The sequence below is a fragment of the Pseudomonas sp. S04 genome, from assembly GCF_009834545.1.
Classification (GTDB): Bacteria; Pseudomonadota; Gammaproteobacteria; order Pseudomonadales; family Pseudomonadaceae; genus Aquipseudomonas.
In genome coordinates this window covers 3783403-3797095 of record NZ_CP019427.1, presented here as the reverse complement: position 1 = coordinate 3797095, position 13693 = coordinate 3783403, and the positions used below count along the sequence as shown (strand labels likewise).

The window sequence follows — 13693 nt, the reverse complement described above, 5'->3', positions numbered from 1 at the left end:
AGGTGAAGCCCTTATTTACCGGCTTGCAGCTTCAATACTTCCTGCGCAGTCACGGGATTGCCGGCAATGCCCCAATCTCCGCTCTTGACCTCTTCAAAGATGACCCAAGTGAGGGCGCGCATGTTTTCGCCTTCCACCGACACCATGACGTCAGTCACTTTGCGAATGACCTCGGCTTTTTGCTCATCGGAGAAAACGCCTTCAATACCTTTGATCGTTACGAGTGGCATGGTGTGCTCCTGAATGCTGGAAAAGGAATGTCAGGCATAGGCCGCTGTATATTCCGGATAGTCGGTGTAACCCTTTTCAATCGAACCACTCACGCCGTAGTAGGTTGCACGATCACCCTCAGCAAGTGGCCAATCGTTTTGCATCCGCTCTACCAGATCAGGATTGGCAATGTAGGCCGTGCCGAAGGCGATCAGGTCCAGTTCACTCTTGGCCAGTTCCGACTCTGCGATCTCTTTGGTGAAGCCGCCGGCGGCCATCAAGGTGCCTTTGTAGGTCTCGCGGAATGCCGCGCCGAAACCAGGTGGTGTTTGCGCGGCAAGGATGGTCGGCTGGTAGTTCAGGTGAACGAACGCCAGTTCGCGATCGTTGAGCGCAGCCGCCATGCTCATCCAGGTTTCTTCTTCGCCTTCGTACACACCGAAGTCATAAAGGCGGCCGAATGGGGAGAAACGTACGCCGACTTTCGAACCGCCAATTTCAGCCGCAATTGCGTCGATGGTTTCCAGTAAGAAGCGCTGACGATTAGCGATGGAGCCACCGTACTGGTCAGTGCGGGTATTTAGGGCGCTGCTCAGGAACTGATCGAACAGGAAGCCGTTGGCGGCCATGATTTCGATACCGTCAAAACCGGCGTCAATCGCCATGCGCGCAGACTTTACGAAGTCCGCGATGACGCGTTTCACTTCGTCAGTTTTCAATGCACGAGGTGCGCTGGGTTGAACCGGGCCTGATTTACCTGGCTCGACCCATGCATACACTGTGGTATCCACGGCAGGCACAGTCCCCGAGGAGACCGGCACCATGCCATGTACCGACTGATGAGACATGCGACCTACGTGCCACAACTGCGCGAAAATTTTCCCATCTTTGGCATGCACTTCTTCGGTGACCTGACGCCAGCCGGGCAGGTGTCCTTCGGCATAAATACCCGGTGTGTAGAGGTAGCCACGGGCCTCGTCGGAAATCGGCAAACCTTCAGTGATCAGAAGGCCGGCGGAAGCGCGTTGCGCGTAATACAGAGCGGTGGATTCGTTGGGAACATTGTCCAGCGTTCGGGTGCGAGTCATTGGCGCCATGACAACACGGTTTTTGAGCGTAATACCGGACAAATCGTACGGGGTGAACAACTTGTTCATGACTAATCTCGACGTCGTTTGAAAGGATGAGGGTTGGCGTTGGATTCAGGATTTGTCGAACGCGTCAAGGACGTGAGTGCTGTAAACCAGCGCGGCACCAGCGTTCATGTTGATGGCTACGCCCAGTGCTTCGGCTACCTCTTCACTGGTGATACCGAGTTTCTTGGCTTGCGCTGCGTGGAAGGCAATGCAACCGTCGCAGCGGGTGGTCACGGCCACGGCCAGGGATATCAGTTCGCGGGTTTTGGCGTCCAGGTGGTTGGTCTTTCCGCCAGCGGCGCCCAGCGCAGCCATGCCTTTCATGGTTTCTGGGGATAGGCTATTGAGTTCAACGAGGCGAGTGTTGATGTCGTTGCGGGTTTGCTTCCAATCTTGCATGGGATTCTCACAGAGGTAGGGGACAGTGGACATGGAGCAGCCTGAAACATGAATCAAATCTACCATCCAGTAGGTAGGCGTGCAATGCAACTGAAGTGATATCCACTATCAACAGAATTGAATAGGCGAAAATTATGCGTTGAGTTGAATTGCCTATCTTTAGGATGGTATGGTTTTATTCGATATTTCAAGCGAAACACTTAGCTTGCGATCCATTGCATCACCTCAACATCATTTTTTCCGACATTGGGTGACCATGAACTACCTCGCACATCTCCATTTAGGTGGTCAGGAGCCAGAACAGTTGCTGGGAAGCCTCTATGGAGATTTCGTGAAAGGAGCGCTTGCAGGTCGCTTTTCTGCCAGGACTGAAGAAGCGATCAACCTTCATCGCAAGATTGACGTCTTCACTGATTCCCATCCTGTCGTCAGAAGGGCCTTAGGCCGGTTCACTGTCACGCGACGTAGATATGCGGGCATTGCGCTCGACATGTTTTTCGATCACTGCCTGGCTCGGGATTGGGACCGATACGCCGAGACAACCTTGGATGCGTTCTCTAAAAGGGTTTACACCGTTCTAAGGAGCGAAGCCGATTTGCCCGAGCGCCTGGCTCGGATTGCGCCATTGATCATTTCTGAAGACTGGCTTGGAGCGTACAGGGACTTTTCAATGATCGGCCACGGACTAGACGTTATATCCGAACGTTTATCCGGGCCTGAGAACCTACATGACGCTTTTGAAGAACTGACAAACCTGTATTTACCGCTCAGTTCAGATTTCGAAGAGCTTTATCCGTCGCTGATGCGATTTGCGAAGTGTGGTCCGGCGATTTGAGGTTGAAAGGCGGACACGCTTTCTGCCCCTCACCGCAAACTCCAAGAAACCCCCGCATAAACCCCAAACCCTTCCCCAGGCGTCGACCGTGCTGCATCCAACCCCCTATCGTCATACCCCGGCGTAACCGTCGCCGCGTACCGTTTATCCGTCAAATTGCGCAGGTCCAGCCAGGTTTGCCAGTCGCCCTTCGGGGCGTTGTAGCCCAGGGTGGCGCCGAAGAGGGCGTAGGGGTCGGCGTATTCGCTGTTGGCGTAGTCGACGGCGACTTTGGAGACCAGTTGGCTGTTGATTGCGGCGAAGAAGCCCAGGGGCCAGTCGTAGCGCAGTTCGCCTTGGTAGTAGTGCATTGGCAGGCCGGGTAGGCGGTTATCGTCGAAGTGGTCGTCGTCGCGGTAGTGGAAGTCGCTGAAGGTGTAGCTCTGGCGCAGGCTCAGTTGTTCACCGGTTGGCGATGCCCACAGGGTGCTTTGCAGGCTGGCTTCCACGCCCTGGTGCACGGTGGGGCTGGCGTTGAGTTCGTAGGGGGTGACGGTGTTGGCGTCCGGCAGGACGGAGAGCAGTTCATGGCGGACCTGGGCGTAGTACCAGGACAGGCTCCATTGTCCGAGGACGGCATCGCCGCGTCCGCCGAGTTCGAGGGTGGTGGCAGTCTGGTTTTGCAGTTCGATCGGGTCGCGCTGGGTGCCGCTGGCGGGACCGCTGCCTTGCGGGAAACGAATGTTCGAGCTGTAGATCAGCGACCAGGGGTGGGGTGCTTCCACCGAGCGGCTGAGGTTGCCGAACACTTGCACGCCGGGCGTCAACTGGTAGCGCAGGCCCAGACGGGCGGCGTAGTCCCAGTCGTGTTGGCTGGTCTTGCCGCCTTCCTCGGGGTAGGTGACGGCGCTTTCGCGGCGGGTGTAGAGGGCGGCGAGGCCGGTGGTCAGCCACAGGTCGTCAGCGATTTCCAGGTCGTTGCCGGCGTGCAGCACGGAGTCCGAACCCTGGTAGGTGAAGTCGCGCATCGGTGTGCCCGGCGCGTAGCCTGCGGTGTTGCCGGTGGGGATGCGCACTTCTTCGCTGGCGCCGGCGTTGGGCAGGTGTTTGGTGGTGCGCAGGCCCAGGGTGCTCTGGCTTTCCAGGCCCCAGAGGGTGTCGCGGCGCTTGTAGTCGAAGGTGCCGCTGACATCGCTGTAGGCGACTTTCAGGCGGTTGGGTCCTTCGCGCAGGTCCATCGGGTAGTCGTGGTAGACCAGGCCGGTCTGGATGCTCGAATCGTCGTCGATGTAGTAGGTGGTCTTGTTGCCGATGAAGGTGCTGCCCGGTTGCTCGCGGCGATCGTCGCGCGCCACGTACGCAGGGTTGGCGGCCCGTGGGTCGTGCTCGATCGAGTACTTGCTGACCCGCCCGGCCAGGTCGTTGTCGGTCTGGCGGTAGCGCAGGTAGAAGCGGGTTTCCAGGTTCGGGTTGAAGCGGTAGCCGACGTTGGCGATGAACCCCTGGCTGTCGCTGGCGGTGTGATCCTGGTAACCATCGGAGCGGGCATCGGTCACGGCCAGGTAGTAATCGAAGTCGCCCAGCACCTGGCCGGAGCTGACCTGGCGCTGCTGGTAGCCGTGGCTGCCGATCCCGTAGCGCACCTGCAACAGCGGTGAGTCATAGCCGGTGTGGCTGACGTAGTCGATGGCGCCGCCCAGGGCGAGGGCGCCGCGGTCGAAACCGTTGGCGCCGCGCAGCACTTCCACGTGATCGAGCCACAGCGGCTCGAGCAGTTCATAGGGGGTGCCGCCTGGGCCGGTCAAAGGCAGGCCGTCGAGCATGGCGTACAGTCCCGAGGCATGGGCGCCAGGGGCGCGGTTGATCCCCGAGCCACGGATCGAGATCTTGACCCCTTCGTTGCCCGCGGACTGGGCATAGATCCCCGGCTGATAGGCCAACACATCCTGGTTGCTGGCCACCCGGCCCTGGAGCGGCCGGCGCAGGTCGACCACGTTAGTGCCGCCGGGCACCTGGGCCAGCCGGGCCTTGGCTTCTTCCACCGAGGCGTCTTCGCCGCTGCGCTCTTCGGCACCGATCAGCACCTGGCCCAATTCCAGGCCCTGCGCCTCGGCCATGGCCGGACAGGCCAGGGCCAGGCCAGGGCCAGGCCCAGTAATGCAGTGGGCAAGGATTTGGACGCGGGCATCGGGCGAACTCCAGACGAAAAGGGGGCGGGCAGTAAACAACTGCGACGCCGGGGAGCCCCCGGGGAACACATGAAAACCCGGTTTTTTACCGTGAATTTCAGTGGCTTGCCTGCCAGATCATGGTCTGGACCAGGATCTGCGGATGACTGGCCAAGGGTTCCCACTCATCGATGAAGACGAAACCTGCGTCAGTCGAATAAGCATGATCTTCCTGATCCTGGGTAAACCGCCATGCTGCCATGGGGCGATGAACGGTGCAGCTAGAATGAACCGGTCTGTGCCAATTCTGGAGAAACAAAATGGTCAGCAAAAATACGATCTGTCTGTGGTTCAACGGCGATGCCCTGGACGCCGCGACCTTCTACGCCAAGACCTTCCCCGACAGCACGGTGGGCGCTGCGCATCGTGCGCCCGGCGACTACCCGGCGGGCAAGCAGGGCGATGTGTTGACGGTGGAGTTCAATGTGATGGGCATCCCTTGCCTGGGATTGAACGGCGGGCCGGCGTTCAAGCATAACGAGGCGTTTTCGTTCCAGGTCGCGACTGACGATCAGGCCGAAACCGACCGCCTGTGGGACGCGATTGTCGGCAACGGCGGCGAGGCCAGCGCCTGCGGCTGGTGCAAGGACCGCTGGGGACTGTCGTGGCAGATCACTCCGCGAGTGCTCACGGCGGCCTTCACCCACCCCGACCGAGCGGTGGCCAAGCGCGCCTTCGCGGCAATGATGGAGATGGGCAAAATCGATGTCGCCGCCATTGAGGCCGCGATCAAGGGTTAACCCGCGTCAACCGGGGGCAGGGCAGGCCGACTGTCCTGGCCCCCAAAGGTCTCATGGCGGCCACCTACACGATTAATTTCTGTACGTGTTCAGTTTGATCTCTGACCAGTTCTTCACCGGCCTTGATCTTCATGAAGCTGCGCAAGGAATCAAACGCTAAAAAGCCGAAGCTTGGAACGGTCACAATCATCATGAGTAACGATGTTGCCTCCAATCCAAGAGGCTTTTGCAAAATGAGAGGAGACATCGACAGGCTGGCGCCCATCAAGTACATGAAAAGGTACACCGATTTACGCCATCTTCTTGACCAAGGGTTTTTGTACTTTTTGCGAAACCCAACCTTGTAACTGGAGGGCATGATCTGCAGGTATTTCCTGGCGGCGATGTAACTTCTCAAGGATTTGTCAGGGTGGGTCAGCGAGATCAGATAGGCAATTTCCGCGACCGTAATCGCGGTAGTACCCGCCAAAGCGTAGTAGCCGCGATCCATCACCAAGTGGTGGGTGTTGGGCTCCTGCTCAAGACTTTTGAGGAAGCCCTTTGCGAATAGATAGTCTTCTTTGAGTCGGGATCGGGTGACGGTGGTCATGTCATAAATCACCCTGATTGCACCCAGTACCACCCCGACGGCTGCGATCACTTCAAATAGCCACTTCACGCTACAACCTCTCTGCATCCATTCATTGAAGTGGTCGACTCTCACGTTTGCGATCTGGTTTTTCAAGACAGCAGCGGCCTGTTCTCAGGAGTCGGTGGTCAACTGACCGGTTTCAGGTGGCCTATCTGTGTCCAGTGTCCTGCATCCAGGCGCGCCATGGGGTCCTGCTTCAAGACCGTTAGCTGCTACCATCGCGCCATTGTCACCCTGAGTAGAGCACCATGAATCGCCGTAAGAAAATCAAGCAGCTGTTAAAAGCCCACGCGAAAAAGGCCAGCGCCAAGCTGGCCCCAGTCAACAAGGACAAGTACATCAGCAAAGCCGACCGCTTGAAGCTGGCGGCTGAAGCCAGTCAGGATCCAAGCAGCCCGGTCGAGAGCTGATCGCGCCTCGACTATTTTGCTGTGCCGCCCGGGGGAATATCGCCACAGAACAGATCGAGGTTGCCGTCCTCCGGTGCCGATCGCAGGACGATCGAGTACTGGCCGGCCAGCAACTCCGGTAGGGCGATGGGGGCGCTCCTGGAAAAGGTCCAGCCGGCAACGGCGGCGCGTTCGGTATTGACCTTGTCGTTCATCGCATAGGCCACCGGGCCGGGCTGCTGGCAACTGCCCTTATGGATGAAGGTGTAGATGCGCAGGGGCAGGGAGGTGCCGGTGGGCACGCCGCTGATGAAAAAGTCGAACCCGGTGTTCTGGTCCCAATTGGCCAGGGTGGTATTGGCGATTTGCCCGACGTTGTGCCGAGTGGCCGCCAGGGGAATGCTGATCCCGTGCTCGCTTGACGTGGTACAACCAAACAGGCTCGCGCTGACCAGCAGGGCGACCAGTGGATATCTGGGATTCATGACCAACCTCCAGTGCTGAAGAATTGCCATGGGAGATTAGCGGGTATGGCCCAATAGTCGCCTGACGTTCGTCAGTCAGGCCCGCAGCACCCTGCGGGCCTGGCCTGTGTCAATGCACGATCTGCGCCAGGAAGGCCTTGGCCCGTGGGCTTTTCGGGGCGTTGAAGAAGTCTTCCGGCGGGGCGTCCTCGATGATCTGGCCACCGTCGAGAAACAGCACGCGCTCGGCCACTTGCCGGGCAAACCCCATCTCGTGGGTCACGCAGAGCATGGTCATGCCGCTGCCAGCCAGTTTCACCATCACGTCCAGCACTTCGCTGACCATCTCCGGGTCGAGCGCCGAAGTGGGCTCGTCGAACAGCATGATTTTCGGTTCCATGCACAACGCCCGGGCGATGGCCACGCGCTGTTGCTGGCCGCCGGAGAGCTGGCTGGGGTACTTGCCGGCCTGGCTGGCGATCCCGACTTTGTGCAGGAAGTGCTCGGCCAGTTCCTCGGCTTTCTTGCGGCTCAGGCCACGCACCGAGATCGGCGCCAGGGTGCAGTTGTCGAGCACGCTCATGTGCGGGAACAGATTGAAATGCTGGAACACCATGCCCACTTCGCTGCGCACCTTGGCCGCCTCGCGGGTGTTCTGGGACAGGTCGGTGTCATTCACCAGGATCCGGCCTTTCTCGGCGATTTCCAGGCGGTTGATGCAGCGGATCAGGGTCGATTTACCCGAGCCGGAAGGCCCGCACAGGACGATGCGTTCGCCTTCGCGCACTTGCAGGTTGATGTCGTGCAAGACATGGAAGGCGCCATAGAACTTGTTCAGGGCGGCGATATCCACCACCACCTTACGGGTGTCGGGTTGCACGGCCAGCGGCGTATCGATACGGGCAGAGAGGGCAGGCATGGTCGGGTCTCCGGCAATCAATGGAAGCGCTCGGCGCTGTAAGGGGCAGGGTCGGTGAACGGGGTGGCACCGGTCATCATTTCGGCCAGCAAACGGCCGCAGACCGGGCCGAGGGTCAGGCCGTGGTGGGCGTGGCCGAAGTTGAACCACAGGCCCGGGTGCCGCGCTGCCGGGCCGATCACCGGGCACATGTCCGGCAGGCACGGGCGGCGGCCCAGCCAGGGTTCGGCGTCCAGGCGCTCGCCCAGCGGGTAGAACTTGCGCGCCAGCTCTTCGCAGCGGCGCAACTGGATTTCGTTGATCGGGTCGTCACTGTCGGCGAACTCGATCCCGGTGGTCAGGCGCACGCCACCCACCATCGGCGCCAGCACGTAACCGCCGATAGGGTCGAGCAAGGGTTGTTGCAGGCAACTGCCTGGCAGGGCGGCATAGTGCATGTGATAGCCGCGCTTGATCGCCAGCGGAATCTTGTAGCCCAGGGGTTCGAAGACGCCCCGGGCTTGCGGACCGAGGGCGACCACGGCTTCGTCGCCGAGCACCAGGCCCTGCTCGGTCTGCACCTGCCATTTGCCTTCGCCCTGGCGCAGGGAGAGGGCATCGCCGAGGACAAACACGCCGCCGCGTTCGACGAACAGTTCGGCGTAGCCACGGGTCAGGCCGCCGGGATCGCTGACGGTCTTGGGATCGAGCCAGTGGATGCCACCGATCACGCTGCTGTGCAGGCCGGGTTGGCGTGCCCGCAGTTCGTCGCGGTCGAGCACCTGGTAATTGAGGCCAAAGCGCTGCAGTGCTGCGGCGTCCTGTTGCGCCTTGAAGAAAGCCGGGATCGAGCTGTAGGCCTCGACCCAGCCGCCGGCCTGGATCAGATGGTCCATGCCGGCCGGCGTCGAGAGCAGGTCATGTTCACTGACACAACGTTCCACCAGCGGCAGCATGGCCTTGGTCGCCATGGCCAGGCCCTTGGCCCCGGAGTGCCGCCAGTATTGCAGCAACCAGGGACCGGCCTTGGGCAGGTGCTTGAGGCTGTAGCGCACGTCCGATTGCTGGTTGCGGGCGTAGCGCAGCAGGCTCGACAGCTCGCGGGGGAACGAATAGGGAATCACGCTGGCGCGCTCGATCAGCCCGGCGTTGCCGTGGCTGGTGCCTTTGCCCGGCTGCTGGCGGTCGATAAGCACCACCTGGCGGCCACGGGCCTGTAACTGGAGGGCGGTACTGACGCCGACAATCCCGGCGCCCAGAACGATGGTTTGGCAATGCATGGGTAGATCCTTGATGCTGGGGCGCCCACGGCAGCCCGAGAAAAAACCGGTTTACTGCAAGTGGCGGCCGAGGCGGCCTTCCAGGGCTTTGAGGCTGCGTCGCACCACTTCCACGATCAGCAGGTACAGCACCGCGGCCCAGAGGTAGATCTGGAAGTCGAAACTGCGCGAGAAGGCCAGTTTGGTCACCCCCATCAAGTCGTAGATGGTCACCAGCGAGGCAATGGCGCTGGCCTTGATCATCAGGATCAGTTCGTTGCCCAGGGGACCGATGGCCACCAGCAGCGATTGCGGCAGGACGACTTTGCGAAAGGTGGTCCAGCGCGACAGGCTCAGGGCGTTGCAGGCTTCGCGTTGCCCCTGGGCCACGGCCATGATGCTGCCCCGCAGGATCTCCGCCTGATAGGCCGCGGTGTTCAGGGTGAACGCCAGCAGGGTGCAGAACCAGGCGTCACGGAAGAACCACCACAGGCCGACGTCCTGCCAGAAGCCTTTGAACGAACCCAGGCCGTAATACAGCATGAACAGTTGGGCCAGCAGCGGCGAGCCACGGAAGAAGTACACATAGACGCCGGCAAAACGGCTGAGAAAGCGGTTGCCCGACAACCGCGCCAGGGCAATCAGCAGGCCGAGCAGGGCACCGAGGGTGAAGGAAATAGCCACCAGTTTGGCGGTGACCAACAGGCCGTCTATGAAGCGTGGACCATAACGTTCCAGCAACTCAGGGCTGAGGAACAGACTCTGCAATTCAGCCAGGCTCATGGGCGCACGCTCCGTTGATGGCGACTGAAATGCTGTTCCAGGTACTGGAACAGGCGGCCGGAAATCGCCGAGAAGAACAGGTAGCCAAAGCAGGCCACGGTGTAGAACAACATCGGTTCCTTGGTCACGCTGACGGCCAGGTTGGTCTGGCGCATCAGGTCGACCAGCGAGATGGTCGACACCAGCGAAGTGTCCTTGAGCAACGACAGCCAGTTGTTCGACAGGCCCGGCAGGGCGATGCGCACCAGTTGCGGCAGCACCACTTTGGTAAAGGTGGTGCGCCGGGACAGGCCGAGGGCGGCAGCGGCTTCGAACTGGCCCTTGGGCACGGTCTTGAAGGCGCCCAGCCAGATCTGGCTGGAGAACGCAGCGAACACCAGGCTGAACGCGATCATGGCGGCGACGAAGGGGTTGATCGCCACTTCAGCCTCGTAGCCCATCACCGACAACAGTTTCTGCGCGCCGATCTGGCAGCCGTAGTAAATGATCAGCAGGGTCAGCAGTTCGGGCAGGCCACGGAACACGGTGGCAAACACCGTGCTCATGGCGCGCGGCCAGCGACGTCGGGAGCGGGCGGCCAAGGCCAGGCCCAACCCCAGTGGCAAGCCGATCGGCAGGCAGCTCAAGGCCAGGACGATGGTCACCAGGGCGCCGGCCAGCAAGGCTGAGCCCCAGCCGCCGCTGGCGAAGGAAAGCAGTGACAGGTTTTCGAACATGCTCGAACCCTCTCGGTAAATTAGGCCCGCACGCATGCACCGCCGCCGGTGGGCGCGCGGTGCAGCAGGTCGGCAAGGAACGCCCCGCAGGCTGACCTGGGGGGCAGGGGATCAGTAGATGTCGAACGCGAAGTAGCGGCTGGAGATCTTCTTGTAGGTGCCGTCGGCGACGATTTCATCCAGCGCCTTGTTGAAACGTTCGCGCAGTGCATCGTCACCCTTGCGTACCGCGATGGAGGCGTCGGCGGTGGTGCCGTTGACATCGCCGATGATCTTGCAGCAGTCCTTGCCGGCGCTGTCGATCCAGGCCAGCAGTGGGAACTTGTCGGCAATCACCCCGTCGACGCGGCCGGCAGCCAGGTCGCTGTTGGCTTCATCCAGGGTCGGGTAGAACTTGACGTCGGCGCCAGCCGGGCCGTAGTGATCTTCGGCGTAGATGGCCTGGGTCGAGGAGGCCTGGGCACCCACGGTGCGACCTTTGAAATCGGTCTGGGCGTCGGAGATGTCCGAGTCCTTGGGCACGGCCACGGACAGCGGAGTGCGGTAGTAGTGGTTAGTGAAATCGATCTTCTGCTTGCGCTCGTCGGTGGCGATCATCGAGGCGACCACGGCGTCGTATTTCTTCGCCATCAGCGCCGGGATAATCCCTTCCCAGTCCTGGGCGACGATCTTGCATTGGACTTTCATGCGTTCACACAGCGCGTTGGCAATGTCCACATCGAAGCCGTGCAGCTTGTTGTCCGAGTCGACATAGTTGAACGGCGGGTAAGCGCCTTCGGTGGCGATCTTCAGGACTTCAGCCTGCGCGCCGGAGGCCCCGGCCAGGACCATTGCACATGCACTGGCAAAGCGAATGACGTGTTTCATCTAGCACCTCGATTTATTGTTTTGAGCTTGGTGATGATGTGTATCCAACGAACTCGTTGTGCAGGAGCGCAACGGCGGCAAGACGTTTTTCCACTTCCGGGCCCAGCTGTTTGCAGACGTCGTTGACCAGCAGGTGCACCAACGACAGCATCGCGGCGGTCGACTCCCAGAAGAGGTTGAACTCGGTGGGCACGCGGAACACTTCGTCGGCGTTCTGCTCGGCCCAGTCGCAAAAGGTGTCGGTGACCAGCGTCACCGGGATGCCCGCCTCGCGGGCCTTGCGGCACAGGGTCAGGGCATGGCGTGAATAGCGGCGGGCTTCGAACACCACCAGGGCGCTGTCGGCGGGCAGGCTGAGCAGCACGTCGGCGTAATGCCCGGCAGCGCCGTCGACCCAGTGCACGTCATCGCGCAGGTACTGCAGCAAGTGCACCATGGAGGCGGCGATGCCCCGTTCGGTCTGGAACCCGGCGACGAACACCTTGCGCCGGCTGGCCAGGCGCTGGCTGACGGCATGCCAGGTGGGGGTCAGGCTGTATTCGTAGACCTTGACCAGCGCCGCCACTTCCAGCTCGAAGCTGCGGGGCAGGCCCTGCGGACCCTGGCTGGCCTGCTGGCGGAATTCCTGCAAACGGTCGCCTACCAGCCACGGGCCATCGCCAAGGTCGGCCTTGAGGTCGTTTTTCAGGTCTTTGAAGTGGCTGTAGCCGATGGAGCGACAGAAGCGCCCGACACTGGATTCACTGACGTTCAACTTCGCGGCGATGTCGGCAGCGGTCTGGAACGGCAGTTCATAGAGGTTGGCCAGCATGTAGTTGGCAATCGCCCGGCCAGAGGCGGCGGCGGTTGACAGACTGCTTTCAAGGCGTTGTTTGATGGGCTGGCTCAAGGCTGTTTCCTGTTGTTATTCAGCGCTTGGGAAGGAAAATGGATGTTTTCTGTCATAAAGTCAATATTTGACAGATAACTGTCATCGCCGGATAGTTCGCCCATAACAACAAATCGCCCGGAGCTTCAGAATGTCCCACGCCAACACCGCTTTGCCCGAAGTGCAAAGCCTTTCACTCGCCGACCTGACTGAGCTGCTGCAGCGCATCTTTGAACAGCACGGCACCTCGTCGGAAGTCGCCCAGGTACTGGCGCACAACTGTGCCAGCGCCCAGCGCGACGGCGCCCACAGTCACGGGGTGTTCCGCATTCCCGGTTACCTGTCGTCGTTGGCCAGTGGCTGGGTGGATGGTCGGGCCGTGCCGGTGGTGGAGGATGTGGCTTCGGGTTTTGTCCGGGTCGACGCGGCCAAAGGTTTTGCCCAGCCGGCCTTGGCCGCAGCCCGTGGCTTGCTGGTCGAAAAGGCCCGCAGTGCCGGCATCGCGGTGTTGGCGATCCGCAACTCGCACCATTTCGCCGCGCTCTGGCCGGACGTCGAACCCTTCGCCGAAGAGGGCCTGGTGGCCTTGAGCGTGGTCAACAGCATGACCTGCGTGGTGCCGCATGGCGCGCAACGGCCGCTGTTCGGCACCAACCCGATTGCCTTTGCCGCACCGCGGGCCGGTGGCGAGCCGATCGTCTTTGACCTGGCGACGAGCGCCATCGCCCACGGCGATGTGCAGATCGCCGCGCGTCAGGGTCAATTGCTGCCCGAGGGCATGGGCGTCGACAGCCTGGGCCAGCCGACCCGGGACCCCAAGGCTATCCTCAACGGCGGCGCGCTGTTGCCGTTTGGCGGGCACAAGGGTTCGGCCCTGTCGATGATGGTGGAACTGTTGGCGGCGGCCCTGACCGGCGGCAACTTTTCGTTCGAGTTCGACTGGTCGAACCATCCCGGGGCACAAACCCCCTGGACCGGTCAGTTGCTGATCGTGATCGATCCGAGCAAGACCGCCGGCAACCACTTCGCCAGCCGTAGCGAAGAACTGGTGCAGCAGATGCGCGGCGTCGGCCTGCAACGCATGCCAGGCGACCGACGGTATCAGGAACGGGCCAAATCCCTGGCCGACGGCATCAGCCTGCCTGCAGCCGAACTGGCGCGGCTGCGTGAACTGGCGAGCGCGCGCTAGGCAAAGGTGTATCCGACCTTGCAGGTGTATACAAAATCTGTGAGCAACCAAGTTCACTGTAGGAGCGAGCGCCCGCTTGCGGCTTGCTCGCGATGAGGCCAG

16 protein-coding genes and 1 pseudogene are annotated in these 13693 nt (G+C 61.1%); 4 read left to right on the top strand and 13 right to left on the bottom strand.

The window, feature by feature from the left end; all coding sequences use genetic code 11:
* Positions 1 to 11: 11 nt before the first annotated feature.
* The 3 genes from PspS04_RS16790 to PspS04_RS16780 are packed head-to-tail and all read right to left on the bottom strand — an operon-like array spanning position 12 to position 1745.
* Positions 12 to 230 (bottom strand): tautomerase family protein, encoded by a 219-nt coding sequence (locus PspS04_RS16790; protein ID WP_159996703.1) that lies wholly within the window; start codon positions 228 to 230, stop codon positions 12 to 14.
* Between the two features lie 30 nt (positions 231 to 260).
* On the bottom strand, positions 261 to 1367 hold the full coding sequence (locus PspS04_RS16785) for an alkene reductase (RefSeq protein ID WP_159996701.1): 1107 nt from the start codon (positions 1365 to 1367) through the stop codon (positions 261 to 263).
* 45 nt (positions 1368 to 1412) lie between these two features.
* A complete protein-coding gene (locus tag PspS04_RS16780; protein ID WP_159996699.1) occupies positions 1413 to 1745 on the bottom strand; it encodes a carboxymuconolactone decarboxylase family protein in 333 nt (110 codons plus the stop codon).
* A 256-nt stretch (positions 1746 to 2001) separates the two neighbouring features.
* Here PspS04_RS16780 and PspS04_RS16775 point away from each other — a divergent pair, with 256 nt between their 5' ends.
* Positions 2002 to 2580 (top strand): acyl carrier protein phosphodiesterase, encoded by a 579-nt coding sequence (locus PspS04_RS16775; RefSeq protein WP_159996697.1) that lies wholly within the window; start codon positions 2002 to 2004, stop codon positions 2578 to 2580.
* A gap of 29 nt (positions 2581 to 2609) precedes the next feature.
* Here PspS04_RS16775 and PspS04_RS16770 read toward each other — a convergent pair.
* Together PspS04_RS16770 and PspS04_RS16765 are read right to left on the bottom strand one after the other, a co-directional pair.
* A pseudogene (locus PspS04_RS16770) lies at positions 2610 to 4747 on the bottom strand (TonB-dependent receptor family protein).
* 98 nt (positions 4748 to 4845) lie between these two features.
* Complete coding sequence (locus tag PspS04_RS16765) at positions 4846 to 4989, bottom strand: hypothetical protein (RefSeq protein WP_159996695.1); 144 nt, start codon at positions 4987 to 4989, stop codon at positions 4846 to 4848.
* A gap of 58 nt (positions 4990 to 5047) precedes the next feature.
* Between PspS04_RS16765 and PspS04_RS16760 the strand changes: the two genes are divergently transcribed.
* The gene (locus PspS04_RS16760; protein ID WP_095170806.1) at positions 5048 to 5527 is read left to right on the top strand and encodes a VOC family protein; all 480 of its coding nucleotides are present in this window, start codon (positions 5048 to 5050) and stop codon (positions 5525 to 5527) included.
* A gap of 64 nt (positions 5528 to 5591) precedes the next feature.
* On the opposite strand, the gene PspS04_RS16755 is transcribed toward PspS04_RS16760, so the two are convergent.
* Positions 5592 to 6251, bottom strand: a complete 660-nt coding sequence (locus PspS04_RS16755) for a hypothetical protein (protein WP_159996693.1) — start codon at positions 6249 to 6251, stop codon at positions 5592 to 5594.
* Between the two features lie 155 nt (positions 6252 to 6406).
* Between PspS04_RS16755 and PspS04_RS16750 the strand changes: the two genes are divergently transcribed.
* Positions 6407 to 6568, top strand: coding sequence for a DUF2986 domain-containing protein (locus PspS04_RS16750; RefSeq protein ID WP_095170777.1), 162 nt, complete (start codon positions 6407 to 6409; stop codon positions 6566 to 6568).
* Positions 6569 to 6579: 11 nt separating this feature from the next.
* Here PspS04_RS16750 and PspS04_RS16745 read toward each other — a convergent pair whose 3' ends face one another.
* The 7 genes from PspS04_RS16745 to PspS04_RS16715 all read right to left on the bottom strand — a co-directional run bounded on the left by PspS04_RS16745 (position 6580) and on the right by PspS04_RS16715 (position 12423).
* Complete coding sequence (locus PspS04_RS16745; RefSeq protein WP_159996691.1) at positions 6580 to 7032, bottom strand: hypothetical protein; 453 nt, start codon at positions 7030 to 7032, stop codon at positions 6580 to 6582.
* Between the two features lie 109 nt (positions 7033 to 7141).
* Positions 7142 to 7930: an amino acid ABC transporter ATP-binding protein gene (locus tag PspS04_RS16740; RefSeq protein ID WP_414860856.1), complete on the bottom strand. Its 789-nt coding sequence runs from the start codon at positions 7928 to 7930 to the stop codon at positions 7142 to 7144.
* A 17-nt stretch (positions 7931 to 7947) separates the two neighbouring features.
* Positions 7948 to 9189: an NAD(P)/FAD-dependent oxidoreductase gene (locus PspS04_RS16735; RefSeq protein ID WP_159996689.1), complete on the bottom strand. Its 1242-nt coding sequence runs from the start codon at positions 9187 to 9189 to the stop codon at positions 7948 to 7950.
* A gap of 51 nt (positions 9190 to 9240) precedes the next feature.
* Positions 9241 to 9951 (bottom strand): ABC transporter permease, encoded by a 711-nt coding sequence (locus PspS04_RS16730; protein WP_095170771.1) that lies wholly within the window; start codon positions 9949 to 9951, stop codon positions 9241 to 9243.
* On the bottom strand, positions 9948 to 10667 hold the full coding sequence (locus PspS04_RS16725) for an ABC transporter permease (protein WP_095170769.1): 720 nt from the start codon (positions 10665 to 10667) through the stop codon (positions 9948 to 9950). Before PspS04_RS16725 ends, PspS04_RS16730 begins: the two co-directional genes overlap by 4 nt.
* A gap of 111 nt (positions 10668 to 10778) precedes the next feature.
* On the bottom strand, positions 10779 to 11534 hold the full coding sequence (locus PspS04_RS16720) for a transporter substrate-binding domain-containing protein (protein ID WP_095170761.1): 756 nt from the start codon (positions 11532 to 11534) through the stop codon (positions 10779 to 10781).
* A gap of 13 nt (positions 11535 to 11547) precedes the next feature.
* Positions 11548 to 12423: a MurR/RpiR family transcriptional regulator gene (locus PspS04_RS16715; RefSeq protein ID WP_159996687.1), complete on the bottom strand. Its 876-nt coding sequence runs from the start codon at positions 12421 to 12423 to the stop codon at positions 11548 to 11550.
* A 130-nt stretch (positions 12424 to 12553) separates the two neighbouring features.
* Between PspS04_RS16715 and PspS04_RS16710 the strand changes: the two genes are divergently transcribed.
* Complete coding sequence (locus tag PspS04_RS16710; protein ID WP_095170757.1) at positions 12554 to 13591, top strand: Ldh family oxidoreductase; 1038 nt, start codon at positions 12554 to 12556, stop codon at positions 13589 to 13591.
* Positions 13592 to 13693: the final 102 nt, after the last annotated feature.

What these genes read in the sequence shown, in the direction of transcription:
- PspS04_RS16790 (WP_159996703.1), bottom strand. Translation starts at nt 230, where the DNA reads ATGCCACTCGTAACGATCAAAGGTATTGAAGGCGTTTTCTCCGATGAG.
- PspS04_RS16785 (WP_159996701.1), bottom strand. Translation starts at nt 1,367, where the DNA reads ATGAACAAGTTGTTCACCCCGTACGATTTGTCCGGTATTACGCTCAAA.
- PspS04_RS16780 (WP_159996699.1), bottom strand. Translation starts at nt 1,745, where the DNA reads ATGCAAGATTGGAAGCAAACCCGCAACGACATCAACACTCGCCTCGTT.
- PspS04_RS16775 (WP_159996697.1), top strand. Translation starts at nt 2,002, where the DNA reads ATGAACTACCTCGCACATCTCCATTTAGGTGGTCAGGAGCCAGAACAG.
- PspS04_RS16765 (WP_159996695.1), bottom strand. Translation starts at nt 4,989, where the DNA reads ATGGCAGCATGGCGGTTTACCCAGGATCAGGAAGATCATGCTTATTCG.
- PspS04_RS16760 (WP_095170806.1), top strand. Translation starts at nt 5,048, where the DNA reads ATGGTCAGCAAAAATACGATCTGTCTGTGGTTCAACGGCGATGCCCTG.
- PspS04_RS16750 (WP_095170777.1), top strand. Translation starts at nt 6,407, where the DNA reads ATGAATCGCCGTAAGAAAATCAAGCAGCTGTTAAAAGCCCACGCGAAA.
- PspS04_RS16745 (WP_159996691.1), bottom strand. Translation starts at nt 7,032, where the DNA reads ATGAATCCCAGATATCCACTGGTCGCCCTGCTGGTCAGCGCGAGCCTG.
- PspS04_RS16740 (WP_414860856.1), bottom strand. Translation starts at nt 7,930, where the DNA reads ATGCCTGCCCTCTCTGCCCGTATCGATACGCCGCTGGCCGTGCAACCC.
- PspS04_RS16735 (WP_159996689.1), bottom strand. Translation starts at nt 9,189, where the DNA reads ATGCATTGCCAAACCATCGTTCTGGGCGCCGGGATTGTCGGCGTCAGT.
- PspS04_RS16730 (WP_095170771.1), bottom strand. Translation starts at nt 9,951, where the DNA reads ATGAGCCTGGCTGAATTGCAGAGTCTGTTCCTCAGCCCTGAGTTGCTG.
- PspS04_RS16725 (WP_095170769.1), bottom strand. Translation starts at nt 10,667, where the DNA reads ATGTTCGAAAACCTGTCACTGCTTTCCTTCGCCAGCGGCGGCTGGGGC.
- PspS04_RS16720 (WP_095170761.1), bottom strand. Translation starts at nt 11,534, where the DNA reads ATGAAACACGTCATTCGCTTTGCCAGTGCATGTGCAATGGTCCTGGCC.
- PspS04_RS16710 (WP_095170757.1), top strand. Translation starts at nt 12,554, where the DNA reads ATGTCCCACGCCAACACCGCTTTGCCCGAAGTGCAAAGCCTTTCACTC.